Annotated in this window: 33 protein-coding genes, 1 other RNA gene and 1 pseudogene; 23 read left to right on the forward strand and 12 right to left on the reverse strand. The window is 40.7% G+C overall.

Annotated features, from left to right (window positions below; all coding sequences use genetic code 11):
* The first annotated feature begins 69 nt into the window (after positions 1–69).
* Together QRD39_RS07545 and QRD39_RS07550 are read left to right on the forward strand one after the other, a co-directional pair.
* Positions 70–513, forward strand: a complete 444-nt coding sequence (locus QRD39_RS07545; protein ID WP_285956126.1) for a CAAX protease — start codon at positions 70–72, stop codon at positions 511–513.
* 112 nt (positions 514–625) lie between these two features.
* Positions 626–1,288, forward strand: a complete 663-nt coding sequence (locus QRD39_RS07550; RefSeq protein ID WP_285956127.1) for a CPBP family intramembrane glutamic endopeptidase — start codon at positions 626–628, stop codon at positions 1,286–1,288.
* Positions 1,289–1,314: 26 nt separating this feature from the next.
* Here the strand turns inward: QRD39_RS07550 and proC are convergent, their stop codons facing one another.
* The gene (proC, locus tag QRD39_RS07555) at positions 1,315–2,085 is read right to left on the reverse strand and encodes a pyrroline-5-carboxylate reductase (RefSeq protein WP_285956128.1); all 771 of its coding nucleotides are present in this window, start codon (positions 2,083–2,085) and stop codon (positions 1,315–1,317) included.
* Between the two features lie 15 nt (positions 2,086–2,100).
* Positions 2,101–3,168, reverse strand: a complete 1,068-nt coding sequence (pepA, locus tag QRD39_RS07560) for a glutamyl aminopeptidase (protein WP_008536130.1) — start codon at positions 3,166–3,168, stop codon at positions 2,101–2,103.
* A gap of 99 nt (positions 3,169–3,267) precedes the next feature.
* Between pepA and QRD39_RS07565 the strand changes: the two genes are divergently transcribed.
* The 7 genes from QRD39_RS07565 to tadA all read left to right on the forward strand — a co-directional run bounded on the left by QRD39_RS07565 (position 3,268) and on the right by tadA (position 7,838).
* Positions 3,268–3,552: a DUF4651 domain-containing protein gene (locus tag QRD39_RS07565; protein ID WP_008536131.1), complete on the forward strand. Its 285-nt coding sequence runs from the start codon at positions 3,268–3,270 to the stop codon at positions 3,550–3,552.
* Positions 3,549–3,863 (forward strand): thioredoxin family protein, encoded by a 315-nt coding sequence (locus tag QRD39_RS07570; protein ID WP_008536132.1) that lies wholly within the window; start codon positions 3,549–3,551, stop codon positions 3,861–3,863. The genes QRD39_RS07565 and QRD39_RS07570 overlap by 4 nt, the downstream gene beginning before the upstream one ends.
* Before the next feature lie 9 nt (positions 3,864–3,872).
* Complete coding sequence (gene ytpR, locus QRD39_RS07575) at positions 3,873–4,496, forward strand: YtpR family tRNA-binding protein (RefSeq protein ID WP_285956129.1); 624 nt, start codon at positions 3,873–3,875, stop codon at positions 4,494–4,496.
* A gap of 137 nt (positions 4,497–4,633) precedes the next feature.
* A complete protein-coding gene (locus QRD39_RS07580) occupies positions 4,634–5,665 on the forward strand; it encodes a YeeE/YedE family protein (protein ID WP_008536134.1) in 1,032 nt (343 codons plus the stop codon).
* Positions 5,666–5,679: 14 nt separating this feature from the next.
* On the forward strand, positions 5,680–5,907 hold the full coding sequence (locus tag QRD39_RS07585; protein ID WP_002887422.1) for a sulfurtransferase TusA family protein: 228 nt from the start codon (positions 5,680–5,682) through the stop codon (positions 5,905–5,907).
* 189 nt (positions 5,908–6,096) lie between these two features.
* The gene (locus QRD39_RS07590; protein ID WP_285956130.1) at positions 6,097–6,489 is read left to right on the forward strand and encodes a single-stranded DNA-binding protein; all 393 of its coding nucleotides are present in this window, start codon (positions 6,097–6,099) and stop codon (positions 6,487–6,489) included.
* Between the two features lie 830 nt (positions 6,490–7,319).
* Positions 7,320–7,838, forward strand: a complete 519-nt coding sequence (gene tadA, locus QRD39_RS07595; RefSeq protein ID WP_008536135.1) for a tRNA adenosine(34) deaminase TadA — start codon at positions 7,320–7,322, stop codon at positions 7,836–7,838.
* A gap of 78 nt (positions 7,839–7,916) precedes the next feature.
* Here the strand turns inward: tadA and QRD39_RS07600 are convergent, their stop codons facing one another.
* The 3 genes and pseudogenes from QRD39_RS07600 to QRD39_RS07610 all read right to left on the reverse strand — a co-directional run bounded on the left by QRD39_RS07600 (position 7,917) and on the right by QRD39_RS07610 (position 8,586).
* Positions 7,917–8,180, reverse strand: a complete 264-nt coding sequence (locus QRD39_RS07600; RefSeq protein ID WP_037613067.1) for a hypothetical protein — start codon at positions 8,178–8,180, stop codon at positions 7,917–7,919.
* A gap of 53 nt (positions 8,181–8,233) precedes the next feature.
* Positions 8,234–8,371, reverse strand: a pseudogene (locus QRD39_RS07605) (class IIb bacteriocin, lactobin A/cerein 7B family).
* A gap of 50 nt (positions 8,372–8,421) precedes the next feature.
* Complete coding sequence (locus QRD39_RS07610) at positions 8,422–8,586, reverse strand: class IIb bacteriocin, lactobin A/cerein 7B family (protein ID WP_285956131.1); 165 nt, start codon at positions 8,584–8,586, stop codon at positions 8,422–8,424.
* A gap of 312 nt (positions 8,587–8,898) precedes the next feature.
* On the opposite strand from QRD39_RS07610, the gene ffs reads away from it, so the two are divergent.
* The 7 genes from ffs (at position 8,899) to QRD39_RS07645 (ending at position 13,960) form a co-directional block, all read left to right on the forward strand.
* An RNA gene (gene ffs, locus QRD39_RS07615) (signal recognition particle sRNA small type) lies at positions 8,899–8,995 on the forward strand.
* 8 nt (positions 8,996–9,003) lie between these two features.
* The gene (locus QRD39_RS07620; protein ID WP_285956132.1) at positions 9,004–9,837 is read left to right on the forward strand and encodes a putative RNA methyltransferase; all 834 of its coding nucleotides are present in this window, start codon (positions 9,004–9,006) and stop codon (positions 9,835–9,837) included.
* A gap of 118 nt (positions 9,838–9,955) precedes the next feature.
* Positions 9,956–10,708, forward strand: coding sequence for an HAD family hydrolase (locus QRD39_RS07625; RefSeq protein ID WP_285956148.1), 753 nt, complete (start codon positions 9,956–9,958; stop codon positions 10,706–10,708).
* 85 nt (positions 10,709–10,793) lie between these two features.
* Positions 10,794–11,492 carry a 2,3,4,5-tetrahydropyridine-2,6-dicarboxylate N-acetyltransferase gene (gene dapD / locus QRD39_RS07630; protein ID WP_002886999.1) on the forward strand — a complete coding sequence of 233 codons (699 nt, stop codon included), beginning with the start codon at positions 10,794–10,796 and terminating at the stop codon, positions 11,490–11,492.
* A 74-nt stretch (positions 11,493–11,566) separates the two neighbouring features.
* Positions 11,567–12,700 (forward strand): N-acetyldiaminopimelate deacetylase, encoded by a 1,134-nt coding sequence (locus tag QRD39_RS07635; RefSeq protein WP_285956133.1) that lies wholly within the window; start codon positions 11,567–11,569, stop codon positions 12,698–12,700.
* A gap of 67 nt (positions 12,701–12,767) precedes the next feature.
* The gene (locus QRD39_RS07640; RefSeq protein ID WP_285956134.1) at positions 12,768–13,295 is read left to right on the forward strand and encodes a 5-formyltetrahydrofolate cyclo-ligase; all 528 of its coding nucleotides are present in this window, start codon (positions 12,768–12,770) and stop codon (positions 13,293–13,295) included.
* Entirely contained in the window at positions 13,286–13,960 is a 675-nt protein-coding gene (locus QRD39_RS07645) for a rhomboid family intramembrane serine protease (protein ID WP_285956135.1), read from the forward strand. Before QRD39_RS07640 ends, QRD39_RS07645 begins: the two co-directional genes overlap by 10 nt.
* 43 nt (positions 13,961–14,003) lie before the next feature.
* On the opposite strand, the gene galU is transcribed toward QRD39_RS07645, so the two are convergent.
* The 6 genes from galU to QRD39_RS07675 form a co-directional block, all read right to left on the reverse strand.
* Positions 14,004–14,918 (reverse strand): UTP--glucose-1-phosphate uridylyltransferase GalU, encoded by a 915-nt coding sequence (gene galU / locus QRD39_RS07650; RefSeq protein ID WP_002888695.1) that lies wholly within the window; start codon positions 14,916–14,918, stop codon positions 14,004–14,006.
* Positions 14,919–14,936: 18 nt separating this feature from the next.
* Positions 14,937–15,959 (reverse strand): NAD(P)H-dependent glycerol-3-phosphate dehydrogenase, encoded by a 1,023-nt coding sequence (locus tag QRD39_RS07655; RefSeq protein WP_002888697.1) that lies wholly within the window; start codon positions 15,957–15,959, stop codon positions 14,937–14,939.
* A 117-nt stretch (positions 15,960–16,076) separates the two neighbouring features.
* Positions 16,077–16,637 (reverse strand): MptD family putative ECF transporter S component, encoded by a 561-nt coding sequence (locus tag QRD39_RS07660; RefSeq protein ID WP_285956136.1) that lies wholly within the window; start codon positions 16,635–16,637, stop codon positions 16,077–16,079.
* Between the two features lie 8 nt (positions 16,638–16,645).
* Positions 16,646–17,437, reverse strand: a complete 792-nt coding sequence (locus QRD39_RS07665) for a formate/nitrite transporter family protein (protein ID WP_037609453.1) — start codon at positions 17,435–17,437, stop codon at positions 16,646–16,648.
* A 116-nt stretch (positions 17,438–17,553) separates the two neighbouring features.
* Positions 17,554–18,804 (reverse strand): NAD(P)H-dependent oxidoreductase, encoded by a 1,251-nt coding sequence (locus QRD39_RS07670; protein ID WP_143567369.1) that lies wholly within the window; start codon positions 18,802–18,804, stop codon positions 17,554–17,556.
* An 18-nt stretch (positions 18,805–18,822) separates the two neighbouring features.
* Positions 18,823–19,425, reverse strand: a complete 603-nt coding sequence (locus QRD39_RS07675) for an NADPH-dependent FMN reductase (RefSeq protein WP_285956137.1) — start codon at positions 19,423–19,425, stop codon at positions 18,823–18,825.
* A gap of 221 nt (positions 19,426–19,646) precedes the next feature.
* Between QRD39_RS07675 and QRD39_RS07680 the strand changes: the two genes are divergently transcribed.
* From QRD39_RS07680 to QRD39_RS07700, 5 genes are all read left to right on the forward strand, one after another.
* Positions 19,647–20,093: a dUTP diphosphatase gene (locus QRD39_RS07680; protein WP_002888708.1), complete on the forward strand. Its 447-nt coding sequence runs from the start codon at positions 19,647–19,649 to the stop codon at positions 20,091–20,093.
* A 10-nt stretch (positions 20,094–20,103) separates the two neighbouring features.
* Positions 20,104–20,571 carry a cysteine hydrolase family protein gene (locus QRD39_RS07685; RefSeq protein WP_285956149.1) on the forward strand — a complete coding sequence of 156 codons (468 nt, stop codon included), beginning with the start codon at positions 20,104–20,106 and terminating at the stop codon, positions 20,569–20,571.
* A complete protein-coding gene (gene radA, locus QRD39_RS07690; protein ID WP_285956150.1) occupies positions 20,568–21,929 on the forward strand; it encodes a DNA repair protein RadA in 1,362 nt (453 codons plus the stop codon). Before QRD39_RS07685 ends, radA begins: the two co-directional genes overlap by 4 nt.
* A gap of 88 nt (positions 21,930–22,017) precedes the next feature.
* The gene (locus tag QRD39_RS07695; RefSeq protein ID WP_008536168.1) at positions 22,018–22,713 is read left to right on the forward strand and encodes a TIGR00266 family protein; all 696 of its coding nucleotides are present in this window, start codon (positions 22,018–22,020) and stop codon (positions 22,711–22,713) included.
* Between the two features lie 150 nt (positions 22,714–22,863).
* Positions 22,864–23,361 carry a beta-class carbonic anhydrase gene (locus QRD39_RS07700; protein ID WP_008536172.1) on the forward strand — a complete coding sequence of 166 codons (498 nt, stop codon included), beginning with the start codon at positions 22,864–22,866 and terminating at the stop codon, positions 23,359–23,361.
* A 96-nt stretch (positions 23,362–23,457) separates the two neighbouring features.
* Here QRD39_RS07700 and QRD39_RS07705 read toward each other — a convergent pair whose 3' ends face one another.
* Positions 23,458–23,811: a DUF3397 domain-containing protein gene (locus tag QRD39_RS07705; RefSeq protein ID WP_285956138.1), complete on the reverse strand. Its 354-nt coding sequence runs from the start codon at positions 23,809–23,811 to the stop codon at positions 23,458–23,460.
* 171 nt (positions 23,812–23,982) lie between these two features.
* Between QRD39_RS07705 and rplK the strand changes: the two genes are divergently transcribed.
* Both rplK and rplA read left to right on the forward strand, forming a co-directional pair.
* Entirely contained in the window at positions 23,983–24,408 is a 426-nt protein-coding gene (gene rplK / locus QRD39_RS07710; protein ID WP_002885648.1) for a 50S ribosomal protein L11, read from the forward strand.
* 98 nt (positions 24,409–24,506) lie between these two features.
* Positions 24,507–25,196: a 50S ribosomal protein L1 gene (gene rplA / locus QRD39_RS07715; protein WP_002888715.1), complete on the forward strand. Its 690-nt coding sequence runs from the start codon at positions 24,507–24,509 to the stop codon at positions 25,194–25,196.
* The last annotated feature ends 60 nt before the right edge of the window (positions 25,197–25,256 follow it).

A 25,256-nucleotide genomic window follows, 5' to 3' on the forward strand; every position in this document is an offset into this window, starting at 1 on the left:
AATGTTTAAAGTTATCATTGAAAAATTTTATATTGCTCTTTTAAAGGATAATGAAAGGAATGTTAAGATATGTTATTAAAAACGTTAGGAAAGAAAAAAACAGAATCAGAGTATAAAAGATACATAGCCCGAGTAGCATGTTCTTTCTTTTCTTTGGGTATTTTGGGATTATTTATTGTTCGCTCTAACAGTCTTAGTGATTTTGCACTAGGATTAGTAGTGGGGGTTACCATTGGGAGTTACGCCCTGTCGATTTATTATTTTGCAGCGCTTAGGCATTCGAAACGTCTTCATCAGATGTACATTGCTACCTATGATGAGCGAAATAAACAGATTTTGCAGGTAACAGCAGTTGCAACACTGGTTCTGGAGTTTTTGCTTATCTTTGCTTTGATTGCCCTACATGCCTTTGTTAATATTCAGTTGCCATATGTTACAGTTCTATCTATCTTGCTCTATGGCTTAGTTTTGGGATTTGCTCTTATTCGTCTTATTCTATCTAAAATAGGATAAGAGTCCTTCATCTTTTCAAGATTGAATCTCTTATTTTTACGGTGTCTTGTCAAATTAGTTTAATTGTATTATAATAAAGGTACAAAATAACAATAAAAAGAGGTAGCTTCTTATGAACAAAGAGTCCATTTTAAAACGCTTTCTTTATTTCTTACTGGCTTTCCTAATTTTGTGTATTGAACAGACTCCAACCATATTTGTTCGTGTTAAAGATGTGAGGGCAGTTAGTCTCCTAATTTTGGTTATGCTACTCATTAGTGCAGGAGCTCTTTTCTTGGGCAAACGTATGGGTCTTCTTGAGGGCTTTAGGGCGCTGTCTTCCATGAAGGCATGGGGAATGATTGGCCTGACCTACCTAGGTATTTACATTGTCACTGGGCTTGGTGCAATGGTCATGATGTGGGAAGGTGTTAGTAACAGCACTAACCAGGCAGCCATAGAAAATGCCCATATGAATCCCTTTGTTCTTATAACAATTACAGTGATTATGGCACCGATTGTGGAAGAGTTGGTTTTTAGAGGGCTTCTTATGGGACGGGTCTTTAATCCAGATTCTATTGTTGGTTTGATTCTAAGTGGTTTACTCTTTGGCCTTGTTCATACGCCTAATAGTATGGGTGTCTGGATTATATATGGAGGTATGGGCCTTGTCCTTGCAACTGTTTATCGTGTATCTAAGAAGCTAGAATATAGTATCATGGCTCATATGATTAACAATAGTATTGCGGTTTCAATGATGTTACTCCTACAATTGTTAGCGCCATATATCAAATAAAGCTCGTAATTTTCCGAGCTTTTTTCTTATAGTTTTTTAGCTTTAGCAATGGTTGTATCAATACTTGAAACCACACTATGGGTGAGGCCTGTACGCTCAAGGTCCATGAGGCCGGCGATAGTGGTCCCACCAGGGCTACAAACCTTGTCAATAAGATCATGTGGGCTGTCGCTACCCATACTAAGATTTTCAGCAGTAGCTAGAACTGTCTGTGTGGCAATGGTCAGAGCGACCTGCTTACTTAGGCCATTTTTGACGCCAGCCTTGGCTAGTGCCTCGATAAAAAGGGCAATGTAGGCCGGGCTTGAACCAGCTAGGGCAGTAAAGGTATCAAAGTCCTTTTCAGCCAATTCGACAGTGGTTCCAAAACTGTCTGTGATTTCCTTGGCAACTGCCAAAAGGTCCTCGGATACCTTATCGTTGGTACAAAGACCAGTAGTGCTCTTAAGAATCTGAGCATTAAGGTTAGGCATGATACGAATAAGAGGAAGGTCTGGACTGGTGAGTGAAGCGAGGCGTTTCAAGGTCACTCCAGCAGCCATGCTCATGATAGGTTGACGGAAGTTGAGGCCAGCTAGTACCTTATCAAACATTTGGGGTTTGATACCTAGGATGACCAAATCAGCCTTATCCAACAATTCCTGATGGGAAGCAGCTGCTTCAACCTCTAATTCCTCTGCAATTTGGCGTGAACGAGCCAAGGAAGACCCTGAAATAATAATACGATGTGAGCTTGTGTTTAGGCCGTTGATAATGGCTGTTGCCATCTTTCCAACGCCGATAAAACCAATAATCATGGGTTACTCCTTGTCTTAGTAGTTCTTAATCAAATCCACTGTTGAACGATCCAACTTCTTAACAATGGCTTGTAAAAAGGCTTGTGCTTCTAGGAAGTCATCCAAAGCATAAAGGGTTTGGTGTGAGTGGATGTAACGGGCACAAACGCCGATGGTTGTTGATGGAACACCAGCATTCTGCAAGTGAGCGGCACCAGCATCAGTACCGCCTGCAGCACAGTAGTATTGGTATTTGACACCAGCTTCTTCAGCAGTAGTCAAAAGGAAATCCTTCATATTTGGCAGCATGATATGTCCTGGGTCGAAGAAACGAATAAGGGTACCGTCGCCTACCTTACCTTGATTACCATAGATATCACCTGCAGGAGAGCAGTCTACCGCAAAGAAGAGCTCAGGATTAAATTTTGTGGTTGAAACATGGGCACCACGTAAACCGACTTCTTCTTGAACGTTAGCCCCAGCGATTAGAGTATTGTTGAGTTCTTGGTTTTTGACATTTTCCAAGAGTTCACGAATCATGAGGACACCATAACGGTTATCCCAGGCTTTAGAAATCACGTTTTTTTGATTGGCTGTGAGAATAGTTTCTGATTGAGGAATGATGACATCACCCGGGAAAACACCATAGGCATTAGCTTCTTCTTGGTTGGCAAAACCAGCATCAAAGACGATATCAGAGACACTAGGAAGACTTGCAGCGCCACCGCTAGCACGTAAGAAATGAGGTGGTACTGAACCTGAGATGACAGGATAGACATGACCGTCACGTGTGTGTAGGGTAAAGCGTTGAGAGCTGACAACCAGTGGGTTCCAGCCACCAAGTTCGACGACACGGAAAGTCCCGTCTGCCTTGATTTCCTTAATCATAAAGCCGACTTCGTCCATGTGGGCAGCCACAAGCACCTTAGGGGTATTTTCTGCCTGACTGTACTTAATACCGAAAATACCGCCGAGGCCATCTGTTTGCACCTCATCTACGAGTGGCGTGATAGTTTTGCGAAGGTAGTTGCGTACAGGAGCCTCAAATCCTGAAGTAGCACCAAGCTCGGTGACTTCCTTAATTTTGTCAAATAGAGTAGTCATAAAATCCTCCTTGAGTAGTACATGCTACTATTTTAGCACGATTTTCAAGAGATAGGTAGCCTCTCCCCATTCCTCTAAAAATATGGTAAAATGTTTCATATGAAACGTAAAACATTAGCTTTGTTTGCTGGCGGGCTAGGAGCTTTAAGTCTCTTGGCAATGGCAGAAAAGCAGAGACGCTCACATGTAGAAGCAAAGAATACCGTATTAATTCAAAATATTAGACAAGAACTATCACATTTAGGGACTGTTGCCGTTCTCTATACGAATCCTACTGATAAGGAAAATCCAGGGCTTACGGGAGGTATCGTATTAGAAGATGGGCGGACTTATCGTTTTGTCTATGCTGATGATGTCTTGACTTATGAGGAGGAGCAGGCATGATTATTCCGAAGAATCTCGAAGAACTTGCAGGTTATGTTGACAGTGACCAAAAAGTGGTCTTCTTTTTCACTGCTGATTGGTGTCCAGACTGCCAGTTTATCTATCCCGTTATGTCTGATATTGAGGCTGCCCATCCAGATATGACCTTTGTGCGTGTTAACCGTGATGATTATATGGCTTTGGCGCAAACTTGGAATATTTTTGGTATCCCAAGTTTTGTTGTGACTCAGAAAGGTCAAGAATTGGGGCGCTTGGTCAATAAAGCTCGTAAAACCAAAGAAGAAATCAATGCCTTTTTGGCAACAGTATAAGGAGAACCCATGATTTTTGCATACAATAAAGAACAAGTTGGCGACGTTTTGTTGGTTATCTTGGAAGATACTAAGGACATTAAACGTAGCGTAGAACGTAAAGGTAAAGTGGCGCGTGTCACAGCTGATGAAACAGGCAAGACCCTTGCTTGGAACATTTTTGAAGCATCAAGCCTCATTGATATCAATGGAAATGGTCAAGTTTTCTTGTCAGACCAAGATGTAGCTGTCTTGAACGAGGAATTGGCTAAAGAAGGTTTTGAAGAACGCTTGAAAAACACACAAGGTCCAGTCTTTGTGGTTGGGCAAATTGATGAAATGGTTGCACATCCAGATAGTGACCACCTTAACATCTGCCAAGTGAATATCGGCGATAAGAAGGTCCAAATCGTTGCAGGAGCACCAAACGCAGCGCTTGGTCTTAAAACTATCGTAGCCCTTCCTGGTGCTATGATGCCTAGTGGTGCCCTTATCTTCCCAGGAAAACTTCGTGGTGAAGATAGTTATGGTATGATGTGTGCCCCACGTGAGTTGGCACTTCCAAATGCTCCACAAAAACGTGGTATTATTGAACTTGATGATTCAGCAGTAGTCGGTGAGGCTTTTGATCCAGCCAAACACTGGAAAGGGTAAGTAAGAGAAGAAGCGGTAATAATCCGCTTTTTTTGTTTGTCATAAAGAAAGTTTATAGCTAATCATAAAAAAGAAAGATTATGCAAGCTATAATATTTTTCTTAAAATGTAATCAACATTTACTTTAGGAGGTACCTATGCTTACGACTGTTCTTTCTGGTGGGCTCATTGGTCTGATATTTGGATTTATTTTACAACGAACTCGTTTTTGTTTGACGGGTGGTTTTCGAGACATGTATATTGCACGTAATAATACCTTATTTTACGCTTTCCTTATTGCAATCACAGTGGAAAGTATAGGAGTACTTTTCTTGATTAAATTGGGTATTATTGGAAACCCTTATGAAGACTTTTCCGTGTTAGGAGCGATTGTGGGCTCCTATCTATTTGGTATTGGAATTGTTCTCGCAGGGGGATGTGCCACGGGAACGTGGTATCGTGCTGGAGAAGGGCTCCTGGGTAGTTGGGTTGCACTATTCTTTTATATGACGAGTGCGGCAGCTATGAAATCAGGATTTCTTGTTCCTTTGAATCAATTAATAGCTAAGCACTGGGTAATTAATGATGATTTAGCTGGTCAATTAGGAATTCCAGTTTGGTATCTTCTTATTTTCTTAGTAGTTATAACAAGTTTCTTTGTAATTAGAGAGTTACGTAAGCCCAGACGTCAGATTGCTTCTCTTCCACCAAGATATAAGGGAGTGAGACACTACCTTTTTGAGAAAACTTACCATAAATATTTTGCAGGACTTCTAATAGGTCTTGTTGCTTTAATTGCTTGGCCAGCTAGTCAGCTGACTGGTCGTGTTGGAGGGTTAGGGATTACAACACCATCGGCACATCTAATTAGTTATATTATTACAGGCGATAGTAAGCAACTTGGTTGGGGTGTTTTTCTTGTATTGGGTATTTTTATTGGTTCCTTTCTTGCTGCAAAGGGATCTCAAGAGTTTCGCTGGCGTTTGCCAGACTTGTCAACCATTGGTAAGAGCACACTAGGGGGGATTTTTATGGGAATTGGTGCCTCATGGGCTGGTGGCTGTACAATTGGTAACGGTTTAACAGCTACAGCAATTTTTTCTAGTAAGGGATGGATTGCTTTGCCAGTGACTATTTTAGGTGTTTGGACGGCTTCCTACATTATCTTTGTAAAACCAAACAAAAATTAAGAGGAGAATATAATATGACTTTGGTAAAACTTGAAACTGGTGGATTGGTATGCCCATTCCCATTGATTGATGCGAAGAAGAAAATGGCTGAATTGGCTGTTGGAGATGAGTTGTTGATTGCTTTCGATTGTACGCAAGCAACGGAAAGTATTCCAAACTGGGCTGCAGATAATGATTATCCTGTAACTCGCTTTGACCAAGTCGGTCCTGCTTCTTGGGAAATTGTGGTTCAAAAACGTTGAGTTAGCTAAGCGAGTTGAGAAGATTTAAAGATTAATTGTTGTAATGAAAACATCTGATGGAGTACTATTTCTAGAAAAATAATAACCTTCGAGTATTAGAAAGGATCCTATCGAGAGAATCTGTAAAACTATTTAAAAATAACCTATTTTTTTACTTCCTCTTACGAATAGATAGGTGGAGGTAAAAAAATGTATAACAAAGTTATTTTGATTGGACGTTTGACAGCGACACCTGAGATGGTTAAGACTGCTAGTGATAGGTCTTTTACACGTATCACAGTTGCGGTTAATCGGCGCTATAAGGCGCAAAATGGAGAGCGTGAGGCTGACTTTATTACAGTGGTTGTCTGGGGGCGTTTGGCTGAGACCTTAGCCTCTTATGCTAGCAAGGGGAGTTTAATTTCTCTTGATGGTGAGCTTCGTACCCGTAAGTACGATAAGGATGGCCAAACCCATTACGTTACTGAGGTGCTTTGTTCCTCTTTCCAACTTCTGGAGAGTCGTGCTCAGCGTGCTGTTAGGGAAAATAATCCTGACAATGACTTGGCTGACCTTGTTTTGGAAGAAGAACTTCCCTTCTAGTTTGTCAGTTTACTTGGTCGCTTCTAAAAAATAAATATTCTTTCTTGCCAAAGTTAGAGTATTATTGGATTAAATATTAAACACTTGTAAGACTTAATTAACAGTAAAATTAGATAAGACTTAGAATTATGGGTGGTTAATAGCCTTGTTAGAGTGGAAAAAATAATTAGAATCGTTGACAAGTGCAATAATAACAAGGGTTCCAGCATTTATAAAATTATTCAAAACGAAGTGTACAATTAACAGTTACTCCTCATTTGTATCATTGTTTTATTACCAATTTTTAAATTAAATGATAGAGGTTTCATGATAAACTATAGGTGGGTAAGGAAAAAGCTATGAAAGTTACCTTTTACTTTTGTAGTAGACATTATTTGTTTGGAAGGAAAGTGTGGAACACCTTAACTAGAACACTGTCCTTGCAATTGTTTGATACAGTTGCGTTTTTGTTATGTGTCTATAGGTTGATATAATGATTTCACAGACAATTGGTTGACATTCCGACTGACATATTAACTAGGATGTTAAGCGGTCATTGACTTTTCGTTAGACTTGGAGAAACACATTGGTGTGACTCCTAAGATTCACCAAACTAATGTGTTTGAAGCTAAGCGGATTCGTCTTAGCTTTTTTTGTCTACTTTGGTAAGGCTAACCTTGCTCAAGCTTTTCTTATGTTATAATAAAAAGAGTTAAGCGAGGAGGCACGCCAGAACCTTTAAAAGGATTGCTTGTCTAGAAGCCTCCTTTTTTAAAATCATGGAAGACCATCACACTGACATTTTGACTCTGTGGTGATATATGAAAAATCTTGGAACAGGAGTAACATTTATGATTGACTTTACTCAAGAGGAGAAAGACTTTTTCATGTCTGAGGCTCTTAAGGAGGCTCAAAAATCTTTAGATAAGGCAGAAATCCCAATTGGCTGTGTTATCGTTAAGGATGGAGAAATTGTTGGTCGTGGACACAATGCGCGTGAGGAACTTAACCAAGCAATCATGCATGCTGAGGTCATGGCTATTCAGGAGGCAAATAGGACCATTGGTAATTGGCGTTTGCTTGATTGCACTCTTTTCGTCACTATTGAACCTTGCGTAATGTGCAGTGGTGCCATTGGTCTGGCTCGTATTCCTAAAGTTATCTATGGAGCGAGTAATCAAAAATTTGGTGGAGCGGGGAGCCTTTACGATATTCTAAGAGATGAGCGTCTCAATCATCGTGTTGATCTTGAGACTGGTGTTATGGAGAAAGAATGTGCTGAAATCATGCAAAACTTTTTCCGTCAAAGTCGTGAACGAAAGAAAGAAGCTAAACGTCTGGCAAAATTAGAAGCAATACAAGAGATGTAAACGCAAAATGCAAGCCCTTTTGGGCTTGCATTTTTCAATGGGAAATGAGAGTTTTTGTTTTCTTGAAGACTGTATGAGTTACTCTGTCTTAGCTTTAGGTTTTTCTTTCTCTCTTGTCAAAAGAAAAATGGGGAGGAAGAAGATGAGAGTACTACAAGCAGATTTCAAATTAGTATCAATAATTGGTGTACCCAATCGTACATAAAAGATAAGGTTGATTAGAAGTATCAGAAGTAGGGTAGAGATAATACAAATCAAGGCCCCTTTTACGAGCAGATAATTATTGCGTTTAGATGATTGCTTATTAGTAGTATCGTTTGTTTGATTTCTTGTATCTTTCATAGGTTATCATCCTCAAAATCTTTGAGATGTCATCATGGTGTAAGCTCTTATTGTTAGTGTGTGAGGTTGTAATAAGTTTTACCAACGGCATAGCTTAGGTCGTAAGTCAGCTTTGCAGCAGCAATCCCGACGGAGACAGCAGCCTAAGGAACCGCCCCACCTGATACACTTTCAAGCTCTTTAAGAGTCATGTTTTGATGTGTTTTGAGTTTATTAATTATTGTTGTTGTCTCCTTTCATCTTATCGTGCAGAATCCTTGTAGCCATTATAAGCGCCAACACATACAAGAATTCCGATAGGTCCTGAAGCTAGGCAGAGTCCTCCAATAGCGATGTTGGTCTTCCATCCGCCTCCTGTGACTGCAGTTAGGTCTGCAACAGTCATTTCTTTAGTTATCTTTGTCATTCTCCTCTTTTATTTTTGGTGAGTTCTTTAATCTCTTAGCCTCTTCACCATGAAGTAAGAGATATCCTAAAATAATTTTCTCCTTTCCATTGAGTTAGCATTGTCACTAGCTTTTGGTCTTTTCCTCAAGCTATGGTTTTATTATAAAAAGTGGAGAAATAAAAAAGTAGTGACATAGATGTCACTAAGGCCTTAGTTGTGGTGTTAGAAGTTGGTAGTGATCGAAGTTATTTGTAGGGAGGTTTGGAGGATAAGTTTCATTGACAGTATCGGGGGGGGTTCGCTACTTGCAATCACTTCGATTTATGGTATAATATCATTCGGAGCAACATCTGTGCGTGAAGCGGGTCAGGGGAGGAATCCAGCAGCCCTAAGCGATTTCAGGTGTGTGCTCTTTTTTGGTGTCGAGGAGGATTTATGGCCAAATTTAGTGTTTTTAAAGATCAAGAGAGTCTTTTTGCGTGTCCCATCTGTCAGGCACCAATGCGTTTGGACCAGTCTAGTCTGGTTTGTCAGACTAGGCATACCTTTAATATCGCAAAGCAGGGTTTTGTTAATTTTTTGAGACAGAATAAGGGAGATAAGCACTATGATATGGCTTCTTTTGAAAATAGAAGTCATATTCTGGCAGCGGGCTATTATGATCCTATCCTTGAGGTGATTTCAGAGCGCTTGCGTGACCTTCCTAGACATTCGCATGTTCTAGATGTTGCCTGTGGTGAGGGCTATTATAGCCGTCAGTTGGCTTTAGAGTTTGACAAGGATTTCATGGCCTTTGATTTATCTAAGGACTCCATCCTTCTTGCAGCCCGTCAAAATCCTCAGAAAAACGTGGCCTGGTTCGTTGGTGATTTGGCTAAACTGCCCTTGCGTGAGCACAGTATCGATGTGATCTTAGATATTTTTTCGCCAGCTAATTATCAAGAATTTGGACGACTTTTGACTGATCAGGGCTTGATTTTCAAGGTTATTCCTCATAAGGATCATCTTAAAGAGTTTCGCCAATTACTACCAGAGGCGCAGGCTTATTCCAACCAGGATGTTCTGGAGCATTTTCAGGACTCCTGTGAGCTTTTGGAGCGTGTGACGATTGCTAAGACTTGGTCTATGCCAGCAGAGCATGTTCAAGCATTTGCTGAGATGACCCCTCTTTTCTTCCATGTTGATAAAAAAACTTTAGATTTGACCTCAGTAAGGCAGCTAACGGTTGCAGGAGAATTGCTGATTGGTCGTATCAAAAATGATAAGTAATCCTAACGCCGTTGGGATTTTTTTGATGGAGAATATCTTGGTAAGCTTGTTTGGTTTTCTTAAATGGTGTATGATGAGGATTATCAAGAAGAAAAGTTTAGTAACGAGTAAAAAGGCGATGAATAATAACGTTTATAAGAACTATATTTTTGATTTTTATGGAACCTTGGTTGATATATTAACCGATGAGAAAGACCCTACGTTATGGGATAAACTAGCCCAACTGTACCAAGCTTATGGGGCGTATTATAAGGGGAAAGCTCTTAAAAAAGCTTATGCCAAGCGCGTGGGTCAGGCTCGCAAGGACCTAGTGGCTCTAAAAGGAGTTGCTTATCCAGAAATTGACCTAGCTCACATTTTTAACCAGCTTTATGTAGATGCTAGTCTTCAGTCTAGTAGACTTCATCAGCCAGAAGGCTGGGGGCAGCTGATAGCTATGGTCTTTCGGGTCTTATCTCGCAAATACTTGATGGCTTATCCTCATACTAAGGAAGTTTTAGCCTTTCTAAAAGAGAAGGGCTGTCGTCTCTATCTCTTGTCCAATGCTCAAGCAGCCTTTACTAACGCTGAGATTGACCTAATGGAGTTAAGAGCTTATTTTGATGCCATTTACTTGTCTTCGGATGCGGGTATCTGTAAGCCTCAACCAGAGTTTTTAAAGCAAGTTTTGATTGATCATAGGTTGAAGCCATCTGAGACTGTCATAGTTGGAAATGATTTGACGACTGATATTGCTATGGCTGAAGGAGTTGGGATCGATGGTATTTTGCTCAATACCTTTCCTTACTCACGCCGAGAACTGGAGAACTCCCCAATTAAGCCAAACCGAGTGATTACGGATATAGAAGCTTTAAAGATAGGTTTTACATAAAAATACACTCTATTTGGCAAAAGCAAAGACAATTATCAGAATTTTTGGTATAATAATCCCTAACTTTATGTGAATGGAGAATCTCATGACTGCACAAAAAATGTCTGCTCAAGAAATTATCGCTTTTATCGGTAATGCAGAAAAGAAAACGAATGTTAAAGTAACCTTTGAAGGGGAATTGGCAACTGCTGTTCCAGCTTCTGTCACTAAGCTTGGTAATGTTCTTTTCGGAGACTGGAAAGATATCGAACCACTTCTTGCCAACTTGACTGAAAACAAGGACTACGTTGTGGAACAAGATGGCCGTAACTCAGCTGTTCCATTGCTTGATAAACGTCACCTTAATGCACGTATCGAACCAGGTGCTATTATCCGTGACCAAGTAACTATCGAAGATAATGCTGTCGTTATGATGGGGGCTGTTATCAACATCGGTGCTGAAATCGGTGCTGGTACTATGATTGATATGGGGGCTATCCTTGGTGGTCGTGCTACTGTTGGTAAAAACAGCCACATCGGTGCGGGTGCAGTCCTTGCTGGTGTGATTGAACCGGCTTCAGCAGATCCAGTTCGTATCGGTGATAACGTTCTTGTCGGTGCTAATGCTGTTGTTATCGAAGGGGTTCAAGTTGGTAATGGTTCAGTCGTTGCCGCTGGAGCTATCGTTACTCAAGATGTTCCTGAAAATGTCGTTGTAGCTGGTGTTCCAGCTCGCATCATCAAGGAAATTGATGAAAAAACACAACAAAAAACAGCACTTGAAGACGCCTTGCGTAACTTATAACATATTGATAGTAGAGGCCGTAAGGCCTCTATTTCTAGATTCTCTATTAAATAAGACAAAAAAGGAAAATAAAAATGACACTTGATTTAATCAAAATCAGACGAGACCTTCATCAAATTCCAGAAATTGGTTTGGAAGAGTTTAAAACCCAGGCTTATCTCTTAGAGCGTATTGCTGAAATGACTGAGGGTAAGGACTTTGTGGAGCAACGTACTTGGCGCACAGGTATTCTGGTTTATCTCCATGGACATGCTCCTGAAAAAACCATTGGTTGGCGTACAGACATTGACGCTCTTCCGGTTGAAGAGGAAACAGGCCTTCCCTTCAAATCTACTCATGAGGGTCGTATGCATGCCTGTGGTCACGATATTCATATGACGACAGCGCTTGGACTTCTTGACCAAATGGTTGAAGTTCAACCTAAAAATAATATGCTCTTCTTATTCCAGCCAGCTGAGGAAAATGAAGCTGGTGGTATGCTTATGTATGAAGACGGGGCCTTCGGTGATTGGCTACCAGATGAGTTTTATGGCCTTCATGTCCGTCCAGATTTCAAAGTAGGCGACATTGCGACTAATACGAACACCCTTTTTGCAGGAACTTGTGAGGTACTTGTTACTTTCAAAGGTAAAGGAGGACACGCTGCCTTTCCACATGAGGCTAATGATGCCCTTGTAGCAGCTTCTTACTTTATTACCCAAGTTCAAACTATTGTCAGTCGTAATGTTGACCCTATCCAGGGTGGAGTAGTTACCTTTGGTTCTTTCCATGCAGGAACGACCAACAATGTCATCGCTGAAACAGCAGAGGTCTATGGAACTATTCGTACGCTTACGTTAGAAATGGGTCGTCTTATTCAAAAGCGTGTCAGCCAAATCGCAGAGGGTGTGGCAGCTAGCTTTGGTATGGAAGTGGATGTTGTATTGAAACAGGGTGGTTATCTACCTGTGGAAAACAACCCAGCCCTGGCCAAAGAATTGATGACCTTCTTTGAAGCCAGTCCAGCTGTTAACTTGATTGATTGTTTACCAGCTATGACTGGAGAAGATTTCGGTTATTTGCTTAGTAAAGTTCCAGGTGTCATGTTCTGGTTGGGGATTGATACGCCATATGCCCTTCACCATCCTAAGATGAGTCCGAATGAGGACGCCCTTGCTTTTGGGGTAGCTGAAATCGGTAAGTTCCTTAAATACAAGGCAGAAGCCTAGTGACATTTTACAAAGCTGAAAAACTACCAGGTCTGACTTTTGGTAGCTTTTTTGATATGATAAACCTATGAAAAATAAACTTAGAAAAATTGTTTTGGCTCAGTTGACTTCACAGGAACCTGAGACCAAGGCTAAGTTAGACCAATATCTTTTAGAGCAATTGATTGCCTTACCTGCTTATAAAGAGGCTCAGGTGATTGCTACCTATTTGGCTTTCCCGCATGAATATGACACCAGTCTTTTAATCAATCAGGCTTTAAAGGATGGGAAGCGTCTTGTGGTTCCCAAAACCTATAAACAAGGTCGAATGATTTTTGTCGATTACGATCCAGATAATCTTGTTGCAACCTCTTTTGGCTTGATGGAACCTGCGTCTGATTTGGCTGTGGAAAAATCAGAGATTGATTTGATTCATGTGCCAGGGGTAGTTTTCAATGCTGAAGGCTATCGCATTGGTTATGGAGCAGGTTATTATGACCGCTATTTGTCTGACTTTGAAGGGATGACAGTTAGCATGGTTTATCCCTGTCAGGAAAAGGATTTTACCCCAGATAGCCATGACATCGCCGTTAGGGAGGTTATCACATGCAAGTAAATGAATGGAAGAGATACCCTGCTACCTATCTTTTATTGGGGCTAACGACATTGACCTTTGGGTGTCAATATCTTTTAAATGATTTTCAAGCGACAGCACCCCTTAGTCTTTTTAAAATGGGGGCTATGTATGGTGTTTTTGTTCAATATAGTCCCTTAGACCTTTGGCGTTTAGTGACACCAATTTTTGTACATATCGGTCTGGAGCATTTCTTATTTAATATGCTTACCCTTTATTTTATTGGCAAAATGGCTGAGCAAATTTTTGGGACTCTGCGTTTCCTAGGGCTCTATCTGTTAGCTGGTGTTATGGGGAATGCCTTCACCTTGATTTTTACGCCTAATGTTATTGCAGCTGGTGCCTCTACCTCCTTGTTTGGCCTTTTTGCAGCTGTGGTAATACTTGGTTATTATAGTCATAGCCCCTTACTTAATCAGTTGGGACGTAGTTATCTATCTTTAATTATCGTCAATCTGATTTTCAATCTCTTCACACCTAGTGTTGGGATTACTGGTCATCTAGGAGGCCTGGTTGGAGGTGCTCTAGCAGCTATTTTTTTGGCTAATAAGGTTGAAAGTCGACTTTTTAGTAGAGGTTGGCGCCTGACAGCATTTTTAACTTATATCATTCTTTTAGTGACTATTTTAGGTTTTACCTATCTTTAGATAATATGAAAAATCCATCGAAAATTTTTCGATGGATTTTATATTAGTCTTTTTGCTCAGGTTTGCCTTCGAGTTTGTGTCCCAAGTCAATAAGATATTTTTTAAGGTCTTCTTTAACTTGAGGGTGTTGGAGGGCGTAGTCAATAGAGGTTTTCATGAAACCAAATTTATCTCCTACATCGTAACGTTTACCTGTAAATTCGCGAGCAAAGACACGTTGCGTTTTATTGAGTTTATCAATAGCATCAGTCAATTGGATCTCATTACCTGCACCTGGTTCTTGTGTTTCCAAAATTCCAAAAATCTCAGGTGTCAGAAGATAACGTCCGATGATAGCAAGGTCACTTGGAGCATCTTCCGGGTTTGGCTTTTCAACGAAAGTTTCCACGCTATAACGGCCATTGTGACCTTCACCATGAGGGGCGATAACACCGTAAGCTGAAACATCTTCGTGTGGTACAGGCATAACCGCAATAGTAGAAGCATGTGTTTCCTCATAATCATCAATAAGTTGTTTGGTTAATGGAACAGCATTGTCATCGGTAATATCCATTAGATCGTCACCAAGCATAACAACAAATGGTTCGTTACCGACAAAAGCTTTGGCTTGAAGTACAGCATCTCCGAGACCACGTGGGTGACTTTGACGGATAAAATGGAGGTTGATAGCAGTAGTATCATTAACCAATTTTAGCAGGTCTGTCTTACCTTTTTGTTCTAAGTTGTATTCCAACTCAAAGTTTGAGTCAAAATGGTCTTCGATAGATCGTTTTGACTTACCAGTCACGACCAAGATATCTTCGATGCCTGATTTGAGAGCTTCTTCAACGATAAATTGGATAGTTGGTTTATCAACGATTGGTAACATTTCTTTGGCCAAGGCCTTTGTAGCTGGCAAAAAGCGTGTACCAAGTCCTGCAGCAGGGATGACAGCTTTTTTGACTTTTTGATTCTTCATGAGAACTCCTTAGATTATTTATTTTTTATCCCATTCATTTTCAGAGCGCAATTCATTGGACATCATATTGAGAATAGATTCCTTGATGTCAGCACCCTCATAGATGGATTTGTAGATTGCTGTTGTAATAGGCATATAGACATTGAGTTCTTGAGCGATTTCGTAGGCAACCTTAGTAGTTGAAATCCCCTCAATTACCATACCCATGTTACGTTCAATGTCTTCCAGCTTTTCACCACGACCGAGTGCATCACCAGCACGCCAGTTACGTGAATGAATAGAAGTCCCTGTAACAATAAGATCACCAACCCCAGAAAGACCGCTGTAAGTCAAAGGGTCAGCACCAAGTTTTACACCCAAACGAGTGATTTCTGCGAGACCGCGAGTAATAACGGCTGCCTTAGCATTATCTCCATAGCCCATACCATGAAGGGCGCCGGCACCGACGGCAATAATGTTTTTAAGTGCCCCAGCTGTTTCAACACCAATAACATCTGAATTGGTGTAAAGGCGGAAGTAGTTATTACTGAACATACCTTGAACATAGCGTGCAGTCTCAAGATCTTTTGAGGCCGCTGTAATCAAGGTGATATCGCGAACGATAGTTTCTTCAGCATGGCTTGGACCGGATACGACAACAATGTCACTGCGAAGTTCTGCAGGAATCTCTTCCTCAAGGATAGTTGAGAGGCGTTCGTGTGTTCCTGGCTCCAATCCTTTTGAAGCATGCATGATAACAACTTCATGGTCCAAAAGTTCGGCAACTTGTTTGGCTACCAAACGAGTAACCTTGGTTGGTACAACGAAGAGAATAGCATTAACTCCATCTAAAGCTTGGGAAAGTTCTTTGTAGGCTTTAATGTTTTCATCCAAAACCACATCTTTGAAATAACGGGTGTTGGTATGTTTCTCGTTAATTTCATCAATTTGTTCAGGGATATTTCCCCAAATACGAACCTCGTGTCCGTTGTCATTGAGTACCTGAGCAAGGGCAGTTCCCCAAGAACCTGGGCCCAAGACAGCGATTTTTTGTTTTTTCATCATTAGGTCTCCCTTTAGGTCCTTTCTAACAAAGCAGAAAAAGACTATATTCTTTCTCATTATAACATAAGAAAAGCGTGTTTGTCTTGTACTCTCTGTTAGGAACGTAGGTGGTTATTATTTTTTAAGCCAGTTTTTAGCAATGTAACCTCCAATGAGAGCAGCCATGAGAGTTCCACCTATTAGAATTAAGACATGGCTAGTTGTAAATGGGACCATAACTTGGTCTACATAATCCTGTGTTTTCCCCTTGGCAAGGAGTTGTGCAATATAGGCTTTAGGAGCTAACCACATGGTAACAATGGGAGCCAAGTTTCCCAGAGAGAATATCATGTAGGAAAGTAGATTAAATTTATCATTCTCATAATTACCTTGCTTGGCAATAAAATCAGCGATTAGACCAGCTAAAAGGTTGGGAAGGAAGGTAAGGACAAAGTGACCAGAAGCAAAGAAGAAGACGGACATAAATATGCCTAGACAGGTAATAGCTCCAAATTGCTTGGCCTTTCGGATAAGCCCTAAATAAACCCATCCCGCAAAGATAGCCACCATAGCAGGTGTGTGATACATGTTTTTGACTTTAAAAAATATTAAATCAATGGCGACAGCTATAGCTAAGCAAATAAAATAAAGCAGCATAGCCAGGATAGTCTCTTTGATAAGTCTTTTTTGACGCATGTGGCCTCCTAATCAATGTGAGGTGTCTTAGTTTTATTGAGCCAAGAGTATGCCAAACCAATGAAAATACCGCCACCAATCCAGTTACCGAAGAAAACGACTACCCACTGACGTAGAATATTTGCCAATGTGAAATTGTCCACAGCATCACGGACACCATTGAAGCCTAGCAACATAAAGGAAGCAAAGTTAGCAATCAAGTGTTCATTCACCAAGAAGACAAACATAAAGATGGCTGATAGGGCAATGAAAATCTTGGCAGACTCTTCTTTGAGGAGCATATAGCCCAAGATAGCAAGGTTGACGAACATATTAGCAGTAATACCTTCAGTAAAGTTCATCCAATCTGTTTTTCCAAGTTTAGTGGAAACAGCAGTGACTAGGAAGCTCTTGTCTGTCAAATGGTGGAAAGAGAAGGATTGATTGAAAAACCAAGCTAAGATAAGAGCTCCGACAAAATTAAAGAAAGTACAATAGAGAAGGATGGTACAAACCTTACTCCATTTGATTTTGCCATAATAGGCACCACTAGTAAGGAACATCATGTTTGAAGTGGCTAACTCTCCGTTGAAAATGAGAACGAAGACCAATCCGATAGCAAAGATAAAGGCAAATACGAAGCGAGAAAGGGCTGGGATACCTGTAGCAATAATATCAGCACCAATAATCCCTACGGCAGTTGACATGGTGAGATAAGCGCCTGCAAGCATCGAACGCAAGGCATAGCGACCAAGACTTTCGTTGAAGAGCGCTTCTTTTTTAGCGCAAGCAGCAAAAACTTTTTCTTGGAATTGAGACATAAGTTTACCTCTAAGTAGTGTGACATGGAGCATGAGTAGATACACATGCTTGGGTGAAGGTTAATCTAAGATGACCATGAAAAAAGCCAGGACAGTTGTCCCAACTTTTCCAAGTCTTAATGTGAGGATGCTCCAGATGTTGCATCTGCGTCTGAAGCTGCATCGCCACCGTGACCGCCGGCATCTGATGCTCCAGATGTTGCGTCGCTACCGCCATGACTAGCTGCAGCCGGTGCAAAAGGACCACTTCCTCCGACAAGGCGTTGACCAGTTGTTTCGAGATACCAGTCAAGCCATGGTTTAAAGTTAAAGACGATTTCATTGATTCCTGCATAAGAACCATCATCATAGTACATAGCCTGATAATTGTGTGTGTTGATAACCCCTTCAGGTGAGCCTGGGACAATCGTACGCACATATTCTTGGTTGCCGTTACGAAGGGTACCGATAACCCATTCCACATTTTTCATACGAGCTGGTGGAAGTGAACCGTGAACTGTTGACATACGGCTACCTGATTGAGGTGGCACACGTTTGGCAAACATGGTATCAGGATCTTGATGGGCATTATTGTAGTAGAGGAATTGGTTATTATCATCGGCATAAGTTAATTCAAATGGCATAGCCTTGAGGAACATGTCAATTTGGTTAACTGTCAAAATACCGTGATCTAGTTTAACATATGTATCACCAGACACTGCACCAGTGATTTCAGCTACTTTTTCTACCCATTCTGGATCGTCAGGATCAACCTCGGTAACAGTTGTAGCGATTGGGTTGTTACAATCTAAGTCTTCTGGTTCAATTGGTTTTGGTTTTTTCAATTTAGAAACCACTCCTACATATTGGACAAAATTGTCTAAGCATTGTTCAAGGAAGTTAACAGTACCTTCATTTGTGATGTTACCATCAAGGTCGAAAGCTTCTTTGGCCTTACCAAGCAAGAATTCATTACCTGGAAGTGTATAGGCGTTGACACCTGGCGCTTCAAGGATTTTACGCAAATGCACTTGGGCGCGTGAAGTTCCTTGGTCGTAGTAAGATGCCCCAACAATCATGACAGGTTTGTTTTCAAATGGGTGTACTTCGAATGAGAGCCACTCTAAAACAGATTTAAGCGCTGCAGAAATGGTGTGGTTGTGTTCGGGAGTTGCAATGATGACCCCATCAGCGCGTGTAATCTTGTTGTTAAGCAAGCGAAGTTGGAAGCTTTCGTCCCATTTTTCGTCTTGGTTAAACATAGGCACTTCGTCAATTTCCAAGACTTCAAGTTCAAATTTAATTTTAAAATGTCTTCTGATAAATTCGAGCAATTTACGGTTGTATGATTGATCATAATTTGCTCCAACAAGTCCAACAAATTTCATAGTTTCTATTCTCCTGTATTATAAGCTTTCCCAGTCAAAGTTTTCAGCTTCTTTATGTAGCAATTCTGTAGCGTGTGAGAGTTTACCAGTGATTTTAACAAACAGACGGAAGTCATCAAAAATGGCGTCTAATTTTTGAATAACATCAAGGTCAACCAAATCACCATTGCCATCAAAAGCTTGGAGAGAATGTGATAGCAAGAATTCGTCTGGAAGCACATTAGCTTTGATTTCTGGAGCGTTCAAGATTTGACGGAGTTGTAGCTGTGCGCGAGAAGCACCAAGAGTTCCGTAAGATGCCCCTGTAATCATAACGGGTTTATTCAAAAGAGGGAACACACCGTATGACACCCAAGCTAGAGCGTTCATAAGAACAGCAGGAATAGAATGGTCATATTCAGGTGTTCCAATGATGACCCCATCGGCTTCTTCAATTTTCTTAACAACCTCTAGGGCATTTTCTGGAAGTTGTTTATTGGCTGGCTTGTTAAAGACAGGGAAGTCTTTAATTTCTACAAGTTCGATGTCTGCCTTATCTGCAAAATGTTTCTGAATATATTGCAATAATTGTCTATTAGTTGAACGCTTTGAATTCGTACCAACAAGTCCGATGAATTTCATGACAATTCTCCTTAAAAGTATTATATCTTATACTATGTTAGCGTTTTCCTACCTAAAAGTCAATCTTAGTTTAATGAGAATGCCATTAGACTGCTACCTTTGTCATCTGATTTCGAATAGACTATAATAGGATGGATATCAAAAAAGCTACTTTTTTTGTTAAAGCTAGTGTTGCTAATTTTACAAGACAAAGTCAATGGATGTATCGAAAGGAAAAAATAATGACAAAAATTCGTGGATTTGAACTCGTATCAACCTATAACAATCAGGACTTGCTTCCAAAACGTGAGACTGCCCATGCTGCGGGTTATGATTTAAAGGTAGCAGAGAACACTGTAATTGCTCCTGGAGAAATTGTTCTCGTTCCAACAGGTGTTAAGGCTTACATGCAACCTGGTGAGGTCCTCTATCTCTTTGACCGTTCTTCTAACCCTCGTAAAAAGGGGCTGGTCTTAATCAATTCTGTAGGTGTTATTGATGGCGATTATTATGGTAATCCTGGAAATGAGGGTCATATCTTCGCTCAGATGAAAAATATTACTGATCAACCCGTGACTCTTGAAGTTGGCGAACGCATTGTTCAAGGTGTCTTTATGCCTTTCTTAATTGTTGATGGAGATGAGGCAGATGGCGTGCGGACTGGCGGATTTGGGTCAACTGGACAGTAGAGGGAGCAAAGTGGCAGATTATTTGTTAGTAATCGATATGCAGTCAGATTATGTTGCTGTAGGAAAAGCATATCATGAAGAACTGATTGCAGCTGTAAATGACAAAATTGCTAGCTATCCCAGCGACCGGGTTATCTATATTCTCAATCGTTTTTTCTGGGAGAGAAAAGATAGAAAGAAGAAATTTGCGACCGGCTTGCTGCTTGTATCTTCTCATATCTTTGAGAAGCGTCGGGCTTCTTGCTTTACCAATCCAGATTTAAAAGATTTTTTAGAGGAAAATGGTGCTAAGAGCATAGAGTTTATAGGGGTAGATGGCAATGGTTGTGTCAAGGCTTCTGTTTTAGCAGCTGTCAAGGAGAATTATCAGGTTTCCGTCGATTTGTCTGCTGTCGGAGTTGTCAACCAGAAGAAATTTAAAAAAACATTGCATAAGTGGCATTCTGTCGGAGTAATCGTAGAAGGAGAATTATCATAGCAAAGAAAAAATCAACTTTTGTTTGTCGAGAATGTGGCTACAATTCACCCAAATATCTAGGGCGCTGTCCCAACTGTTCTTCTTGGTCCTCTTTTGAAGAAGAGGTTGAGGTGCAGGAGGTAAAAAATGCCCGTGTCAGTTTGACGGGTGAAAAGTCTAAACCAACTAAATTAAAAGAAGTCTCTTCGATTAATTATGCTCGCATAAAGACCGACATGGATGAGTTTAACCGTGTTTTAGGTGGCGGTGTGGTTCCAGGTAGCCTGGTTCTTATTGGAGGAGATCCAGGGATAGGGAAATCGACCCTTCTCTTACAAGTGTCAACACAGCTGGCTAACAAGGGAACTGTCCTCTATGTATCTGGGGAAGAATCTGCCGAGCAAATCAAATTGCGGAGTGAACGTTTAGGTGATATTGATAACGAATTTTATCTTTATGCTGAGACCAATATGCAAGCCGTTCGCAGTCAAGTGGAGGCTATAAAACCTGATTTCCTCATTATCGACTCTATCCAGACCATCATGAGTCCAGAGATTTCTGGCGTTCAAGGTTCGGTTTCTCAGGTTCGTGAAGTTACTGCTGAACTCATGCAAATTGCCAAAACCAATAGCATTGCCACATTTATTGTTGGGCATGTGACCAAGGAGGGACAGCTGGCTGGACCACGTATGTTGGAACACATGGTGGACACGGTTCTCTATTTTGAGGGGGAACGTCACCATACCTTCCGTATTTTACGAGCAGTTAAAAACCGTTTTGGTTCAACCAATGAGATTGGGATTTTTGAGATGCAGTCTGGTGGTTTGGTAGAGGTTCTAAATCCTAGCCAAGTTTTCTTAGAAGAACGCCTAGATGGTGCCACAGGTTCTGCCATTGTTGTCACAATGGAAGGTAGCAGACCTATCCTAGCTGAAGTTCAAGCCTTGGTGACACCAACCGTCTTTGGTAATGCCAAACGGACAACAACAGGACTGGATTTTAACCGTGTTAGCCTTATCATGGCTGTTTTAGAGAAACGCTGCGGACTTCTTCTTCAAAATCAAGATGCCTATCTCAAATCAGCTGGTGGTGTCAAATTAGACGAGCCGGCTATTGACCTTGCTGTTGCCGTTGCTATTGCTTCCAGTTACAAGGAGCTTCCAACCAATCCACAAGAAGCCTTCATAGGAGAAATTGGCTTGACTGGAGAGATTCGCCGTGTGACTCGTATTGAGCAGCGTATCAATGAAGCCGCTAAACTAGGCTTTACTAGGATTTATGCCCCTAAAAATTCCCTTCATGGCATGGCAATTCCAGAAGGTATTCAGGTTGTTGGGGTCACAACGGTAGGAGAAGTACTCAAAAAAGTCTTTTCTTAAAAGATTTGTACAAAGCGATATATTGTAAGCGCTTGCAAAAATACCTGTTCGATGCTATACTTTTCATAAGAATAGGGAGGTATTTATGATGCAATTTTTCACAGACAGCAATATGCAATTCCCACTGGTAGAGTTAACTCTTAATCAAGGTGAAACGGTTTTTATCCAGCGTGGCAGTATGGTATACCACACACCTAATGTGACCCTAAGTACTAGATTAAATGCTAGTGGATCAGGTTTGGGTCGCCTTGTGAAAGCAGTTGGACGTTCAATGGTTTCGGGTGAAAGTAGCTTTATTACTCAAGTTGTTGCCCAGTCCAATAATGGTTATTTGGCTTTGGCACCTGATTCCCCAGGTCAGGTGATTCCGTTATATCTGGGTGAAAAGCAGTACCGACTTAATGATGGTGCCTTTCTAGCACTTGATGGTACGGCATACTATACAATGGAGTACCAGTCTGTTGGTAAGGCTCTTTTTGGCGGTCAAGGTGGCTTCTTTGTCATGACGACCCAAGGTCAGGGAACGCTTTTGGCCAATGCTTACGGTTCTATTAAAAAAATTGAGCTAAATAATCAAGAAGTGACCATTGACAATGCCCATGTTGTTGCTTGGAGTCAGTCTCTGGATTACAATATTCATTTGGAAAATGGCTTTTGGCAGTCAATTGGAACCGGAGAAGGTGTTGTTAATACCTTTAGAGGGACAGGCGAGATTTATGTTCAGAGTCTCAATCTTCAAACCTTTGCAGGCCTTCTTAATCGCTACCTACCCAAACGATCATAATAGTAATGACGAGAGTATCCTAACCTTTGTGATACTCTTGTTTTTCTTTTTCAGCAATTCATTTAACTGACAAGGTTTTTAAAAGGTGGTAAGATATAACCTAGATAATTTAATGTTTATCCTAATTTGTCCACTAGAAAGTGAGTTACTATGTCTTATTTTAAAAACTTTCTCAATGCCAATAATGCCTATGTCGATTTGCATGGGACAGGCCATCTTCCCTTGAAACCAAAGACAAAGGTTGCCATTGTGACCTGTATGGATTCTCGCCTTCACGTTGCTCAAGCCTTGGGCTTAGCTCTTGGTGACGCCCATATTCTACGTAATGCAGGTGGGCGTGTGACGGAAGATATGATTCGTTCCTTAGTCATTTCTGAACAACAGATGGGAACGCGTGAAATAGTGGTTCTCCACCATACAGATTGTGGTGCTCAGACCTTTAAGAATGATGAATTTACAGCTTACCTCAATAAAGAGCTAGGTGTTGACGTGTCTGATAAAGACTTTCTTCCATTCACTGATGTTGAAGAGAGTGTTCGTGAAGATATGGCTATTTTACGTCAGTCACCGCTTATTCCTGAAGACGTCGTTATTTCCGGTGCAGTTTACGATGTTGATACTGGACGAATGACCCAAGTAAATCCTTAATACTGAATAGTTAAGCAGGCACGAATGCCTGCTTTTTATGATTCAACGCAAAAAAACTCAGCACACTGAAATAATGTACTGAGTCTTTCTCATTGTCTAAGTGACGATAAAAATAAGAATGACAGTCCCTAAATAGAAGAGACTGGTGATGAAGAAACTGATGCGCCAGAATAATTTAAAGAACCGTTTAAATTTAAAGGATTGTGTCTTTCTTAACATCTGAATTGTGATAATGATAGCTGCCAAGGATAGCAAGATCGTGATGTATGGCAAAAAACTATGAGTAAAGAAACGTGCTGATACGGCAATTACTTCAATAAAGTATAGCGGAAAGGTTAAATCAGCAAAATTCAGCCCAAGGTATTTTAAACTGAAGAAGCGATGGATAATAAAAGCAAAGATAGGTGTTAAAATCAAAAATGCTATGGCAAAGAATTTATATAGAATCATAAATCTATTTTACCTCGAAAAGGGCTTTATGTAAATTTTTTCCTAAACTTAATAAGAATTTCTTGCATCTAAAAGGAATTTCTGTATAATAGATAGGGTATGTAAAAACATACTTGTGGGAGGTAACAAAACTTACTTACCGCCAAAACCACAATAGGAGGAAATTACAAAATGGCTAAAAAAGTCGAAAACATCGTAAAACTTCAGATTCCTGCTGGTAAAGCGACTCCAGCTCCACCAGTTGGACCAGCTCTTGGTCAAGCCGGAATCAACATCATGGGATTCACTAAAGAGTTTAACGCTCGTACAGCTGACCAAGCTGGTATGATCATCCCAGTTGTTATCTCTGTGTATGAAGATAAATCATTTGATTTCATCACTAAAACACCACCAGCTGCTGTTCTTTTGAAAAAAGCTGCAGGTGTTGAAAAAGGTTCAGGTACTCCAAACTCAGTTAAAGTTGCTTCAGTAACTCGTGCACAAGTACAAGAAATTGCTGAAACTAAAATGCCTGACTTGAACGCTGCAAACATCGAATCAGCTATGCGTATGATCGAAGGTACTGCACGTTCAATGGGATTCACTGTTACTGACTAATTCAGTTAACAAGAAAACCACAGACGTCGTCTCACTTCGCTGAGTGACGTGGAAGATGAAAGTCGTTATGACCACATTACACAAGGAGAAATAATTAAATGGCTAAAAAAAGCAAACAAATGCGTGCTGCTCTTGAGAAAATCGACAGCACAAAAGCTTACAGCGTAGAAGAAGCTGTAGCTCTTGCACAAGAAACTAACTTCGCAAAATTCGATGCTACTGTTGAAGTATCATACAACCTTAACATCGACGTTAAGAAAGCTGACCAACAAATCCGTGGCGCAATGGTATTGCCAAACGGTACTGGTAAAACTCAACGCGTTCTTGTATTTGCTCGTGGTGCTAAAGCTGAAGAAGCTAAAGCAGCAGGTGCTGACTTCGTTGGTGAAGACGAACTCGTTGCTAAAATCAACGGTGGATGGCTTGACTTTGACGTTGTTGTTGCTACACCAGATATGATGGCAATCGTTGGTCGTCTTGGACGTGTCCTTGGCCCACGTAACTTGATGCCAAACCCTAAGACTGGTACAGTAACTATGGATGTTGCTAAAGCAGTTGAAGAGTCTAAAGGTGGTAAAATCACTTACCGTGCTGACAAAGCAGGTAACGTACAAGCTATCATTGGTAAGGTTTCATTTGAAGCTGAAAAATTGGTTGAAAACTTTAAAGCATTTAACGATGCTATCCAAAAAGCTAAACCAGCTACAGCGAAAGGTGCTTACATTACAAACCTTTCAATCACTACTACACAAGGTGCTGGTATTAAAGTTGATCCAAACTCATTGTAAGAATGGTAAAGGACCTATCTTCGGATAGGTTTTTTTGTTGCCTGAAATGATAGGTATGAA

This window comes from Streptococcus raffinosi, from assembly GCF_030284685.1.
Taxonomy (GTDB): domain Bacteria; phylum Bacillota; class Bacilli; order Lactobacillales; family Streptococcaceae; genus Streptococcus; species Streptococcus raffinosi.

What these genes read in the sequence shown, in the direction of transcription:
- QRD39_RS07545 (WP_285956126.1), top strand. Translation starts at nt 70, where the DNA reads ATGTTATTAAAAACGTTAGGAAAGAAAAAAACAGAATCAGAGTATAAA.
- QRD39_RS07550 (WP_285956127.1), top strand. Translation starts at nt 626, where the DNA reads ATGAACAAAGAGTCCATTTTAAAACGCTTTCTTTATTTCTTACTGGCT.
- proC (WP_285956128.1), bottom strand. Translation starts at nt 2,085, where the DNA reads ATGATTATTGGTTTTATCGGCGTTGGAAAGATGGCAACAGCCATTATC.
- pepA (WP_008536130.1), bottom strand. Translation starts at nt 3,168, where the DNA reads ATGACTACTCTATTTGACAAAATTAAGGAAGTCACCGAGCTTGGTGCT.
- QRD39_RS07565 (WP_008536131.1), top strand. Translation starts at nt 3,268, where the DNA reads ATGAAACGTAAAACATTAGCTTTGTTTGCTGGCGGGCTAGGAGCTTTA.
- QRD39_RS07570 (WP_008536132.1), top strand. Translation starts at nt 3,549, where the DNA reads ATGATTATTCCGAAGAATCTCGAAGAACTTGCAGGTTATGTTGACAGT.
- ytpR (WP_285956129.1), top strand. Translation starts at nt 3,873, where the DNA reads ATGATTTTTGCATACAATAAAGAACAAGTTGGCGACGTTTTGTTGGTT.
- QRD39_RS07580 (WP_008536134.1), top strand. Translation starts at nt 4,634, where the DNA reads ATGCTTACGACTGTTCTTTCTGGTGGGCTCATTGGTCTGATATTTGGA.
- QRD39_RS07585 (WP_002887422.1), top strand. Translation starts at nt 5,680, where the DNA reads ATGACTTTGGTAAAACTTGAAACTGGTGGATTGGTATGCCCATTCCCA.
- QRD39_RS07590 (WP_285956130.1), top strand. Translation starts at nt 6,097, where the DNA reads ATGTATAACAAAGTTATTTTGATTGGACGTTTGACAGCGACACCTGAG.
- tadA (WP_008536135.1), top strand. Translation starts at nt 7,320, where the DNA reads ATGATTGACTTTACTCAAGAGGAGAAAGACTTTTTCATGTCTGAGGCT.
- QRD39_RS07600 (WP_037613067.1), bottom strand. Translation starts at nt 8,180, where the DNA reads ATGAAAGATACAAGAAATCAAACAAACGATACTACTAATAAGCAATCA.
- QRD39_RS07610 (WP_285956131.1), bottom strand. Translation starts at nt 8,586, where the DNA reads ATGACAAAGATAACTAAAGAAATGACTGTTGCAGACCTAACTGCAGTC.
- QRD39_RS07620 (WP_285956132.1), top strand. Translation starts at nt 9,004, where the DNA reads ATGGCCAAATTTAGTGTTTTTAAAGATCAAGAGAGTCTTTTTGCGTGT.
- QRD39_RS07625 (WP_285956148.1), top strand. Translation starts at nt 9,956, where the DNA reads ATGAATAATAACGTTTATAAGAACTATATTTTTGATTTTTATGGAACC.
- dapD (WP_002886999.1), top strand. Translation starts at nt 10,794, where the DNA reads ATGACTGCACAAAAAATGTCTGCTCAAGAAATTATCGCTTTTATCGGT.
- QRD39_RS07635 (WP_285956133.1), top strand. Translation starts at nt 11,567, where the DNA reads ATGACACTTGATTTAATCAAAATCAGACGAGACCTTCATCAAATTCCA.
- QRD39_RS07640 (WP_285956134.1), top strand. Translation starts at nt 12,768, where the DNA reads ATGAAAAATAAACTTAGAAAAATTGTTTTGGCTCAGTTGACTTCACAG.
- QRD39_RS07645 (WP_285956135.1), top strand. Translation starts at nt 13,286, where the DNA reads ATGCAAGTAAATGAATGGAAGAGATACCCTGCTACCTATCTTTTATTG.
- galU (WP_002888695.1), bottom strand. Translation starts at nt 14,918, where the DNA reads ATGAAGAATCAAAAAGTCAAAAAAGCTGTCATCCCTGCTGCAGGACTT.
- QRD39_RS07655 (WP_002888697.1), bottom strand. Translation starts at nt 15,959, where the DNA reads ATGAAAAAACAAAAAATCGCTGTCTTGGGCCCAGGTTCTTGGGGAACT.
- QRD39_RS07660 (WP_285956136.1), bottom strand. Translation starts at nt 16,637, where the DNA reads ATGCGTCAAAAAAGACTTATCAAAGAGACTATCCTGGCTATGCTGCTT.
- QRD39_RS07665 (WP_037609453.1), bottom strand. Translation starts at nt 17,437, where the DNA reads ATGTCTCAATTCCAAGAAAAAGTTTTTGCTGCTTGCGCTAAAAAAGAA.
- QRD39_RS07670 (WP_143567369.1), bottom strand. Translation starts at nt 18,804, where the DNA reads ATGAAATTTGTTGGACTTGTTGGAGCAAATTATGATCAATCATACAAC.
- QRD39_RS07675 (WP_285956137.1), bottom strand. Translation starts at nt 19,425, where the DNA reads ATGAAATTCATCGGACTTGTTGGTACGAATTCAAAGCGTTCAACTAAT.
- QRD39_RS07680 (WP_002888708.1), top strand. Translation starts at nt 19,647, where the DNA reads ATGACAAAAATTCGTGGATTTGAACTCGTATCAACCTATAACAATCAG.
- QRD39_RS07695 (WP_008536168.1), top strand. Translation starts at nt 22,018, where the DNA reads ATGCAATTTTTCACAGACAGCAATATGCAATTCCCACTGGTAGAGTTA.
- QRD39_RS07700 (WP_008536172.1), top strand. Translation starts at nt 22,864, where the DNA reads ATGTCTTATTTTAAAAACTTTCTCAATGCCAATAATGCCTATGTCGAT.
- QRD39_RS07705 (WP_285956138.1), bottom strand. Translation starts at nt 23,811, where the DNA reads ATGATTCTATATAAATTCTTTGCCATAGCATTTTTGATTTTAACACCT.
- rplK (WP_002885648.1), top strand. Translation starts at nt 23,983, where the DNA reads ATGGCTAAAAAAGTCGAAAACATCGTAAAACTTCAGATTCCTGCTGGT.
- rplA (WP_002888715.1), top strand. Translation starts at nt 24,507, where the DNA reads ATGGCTAAAAAAAGCAAACAAATGCGTGCTGCTCTTGAGAAAATCGAC.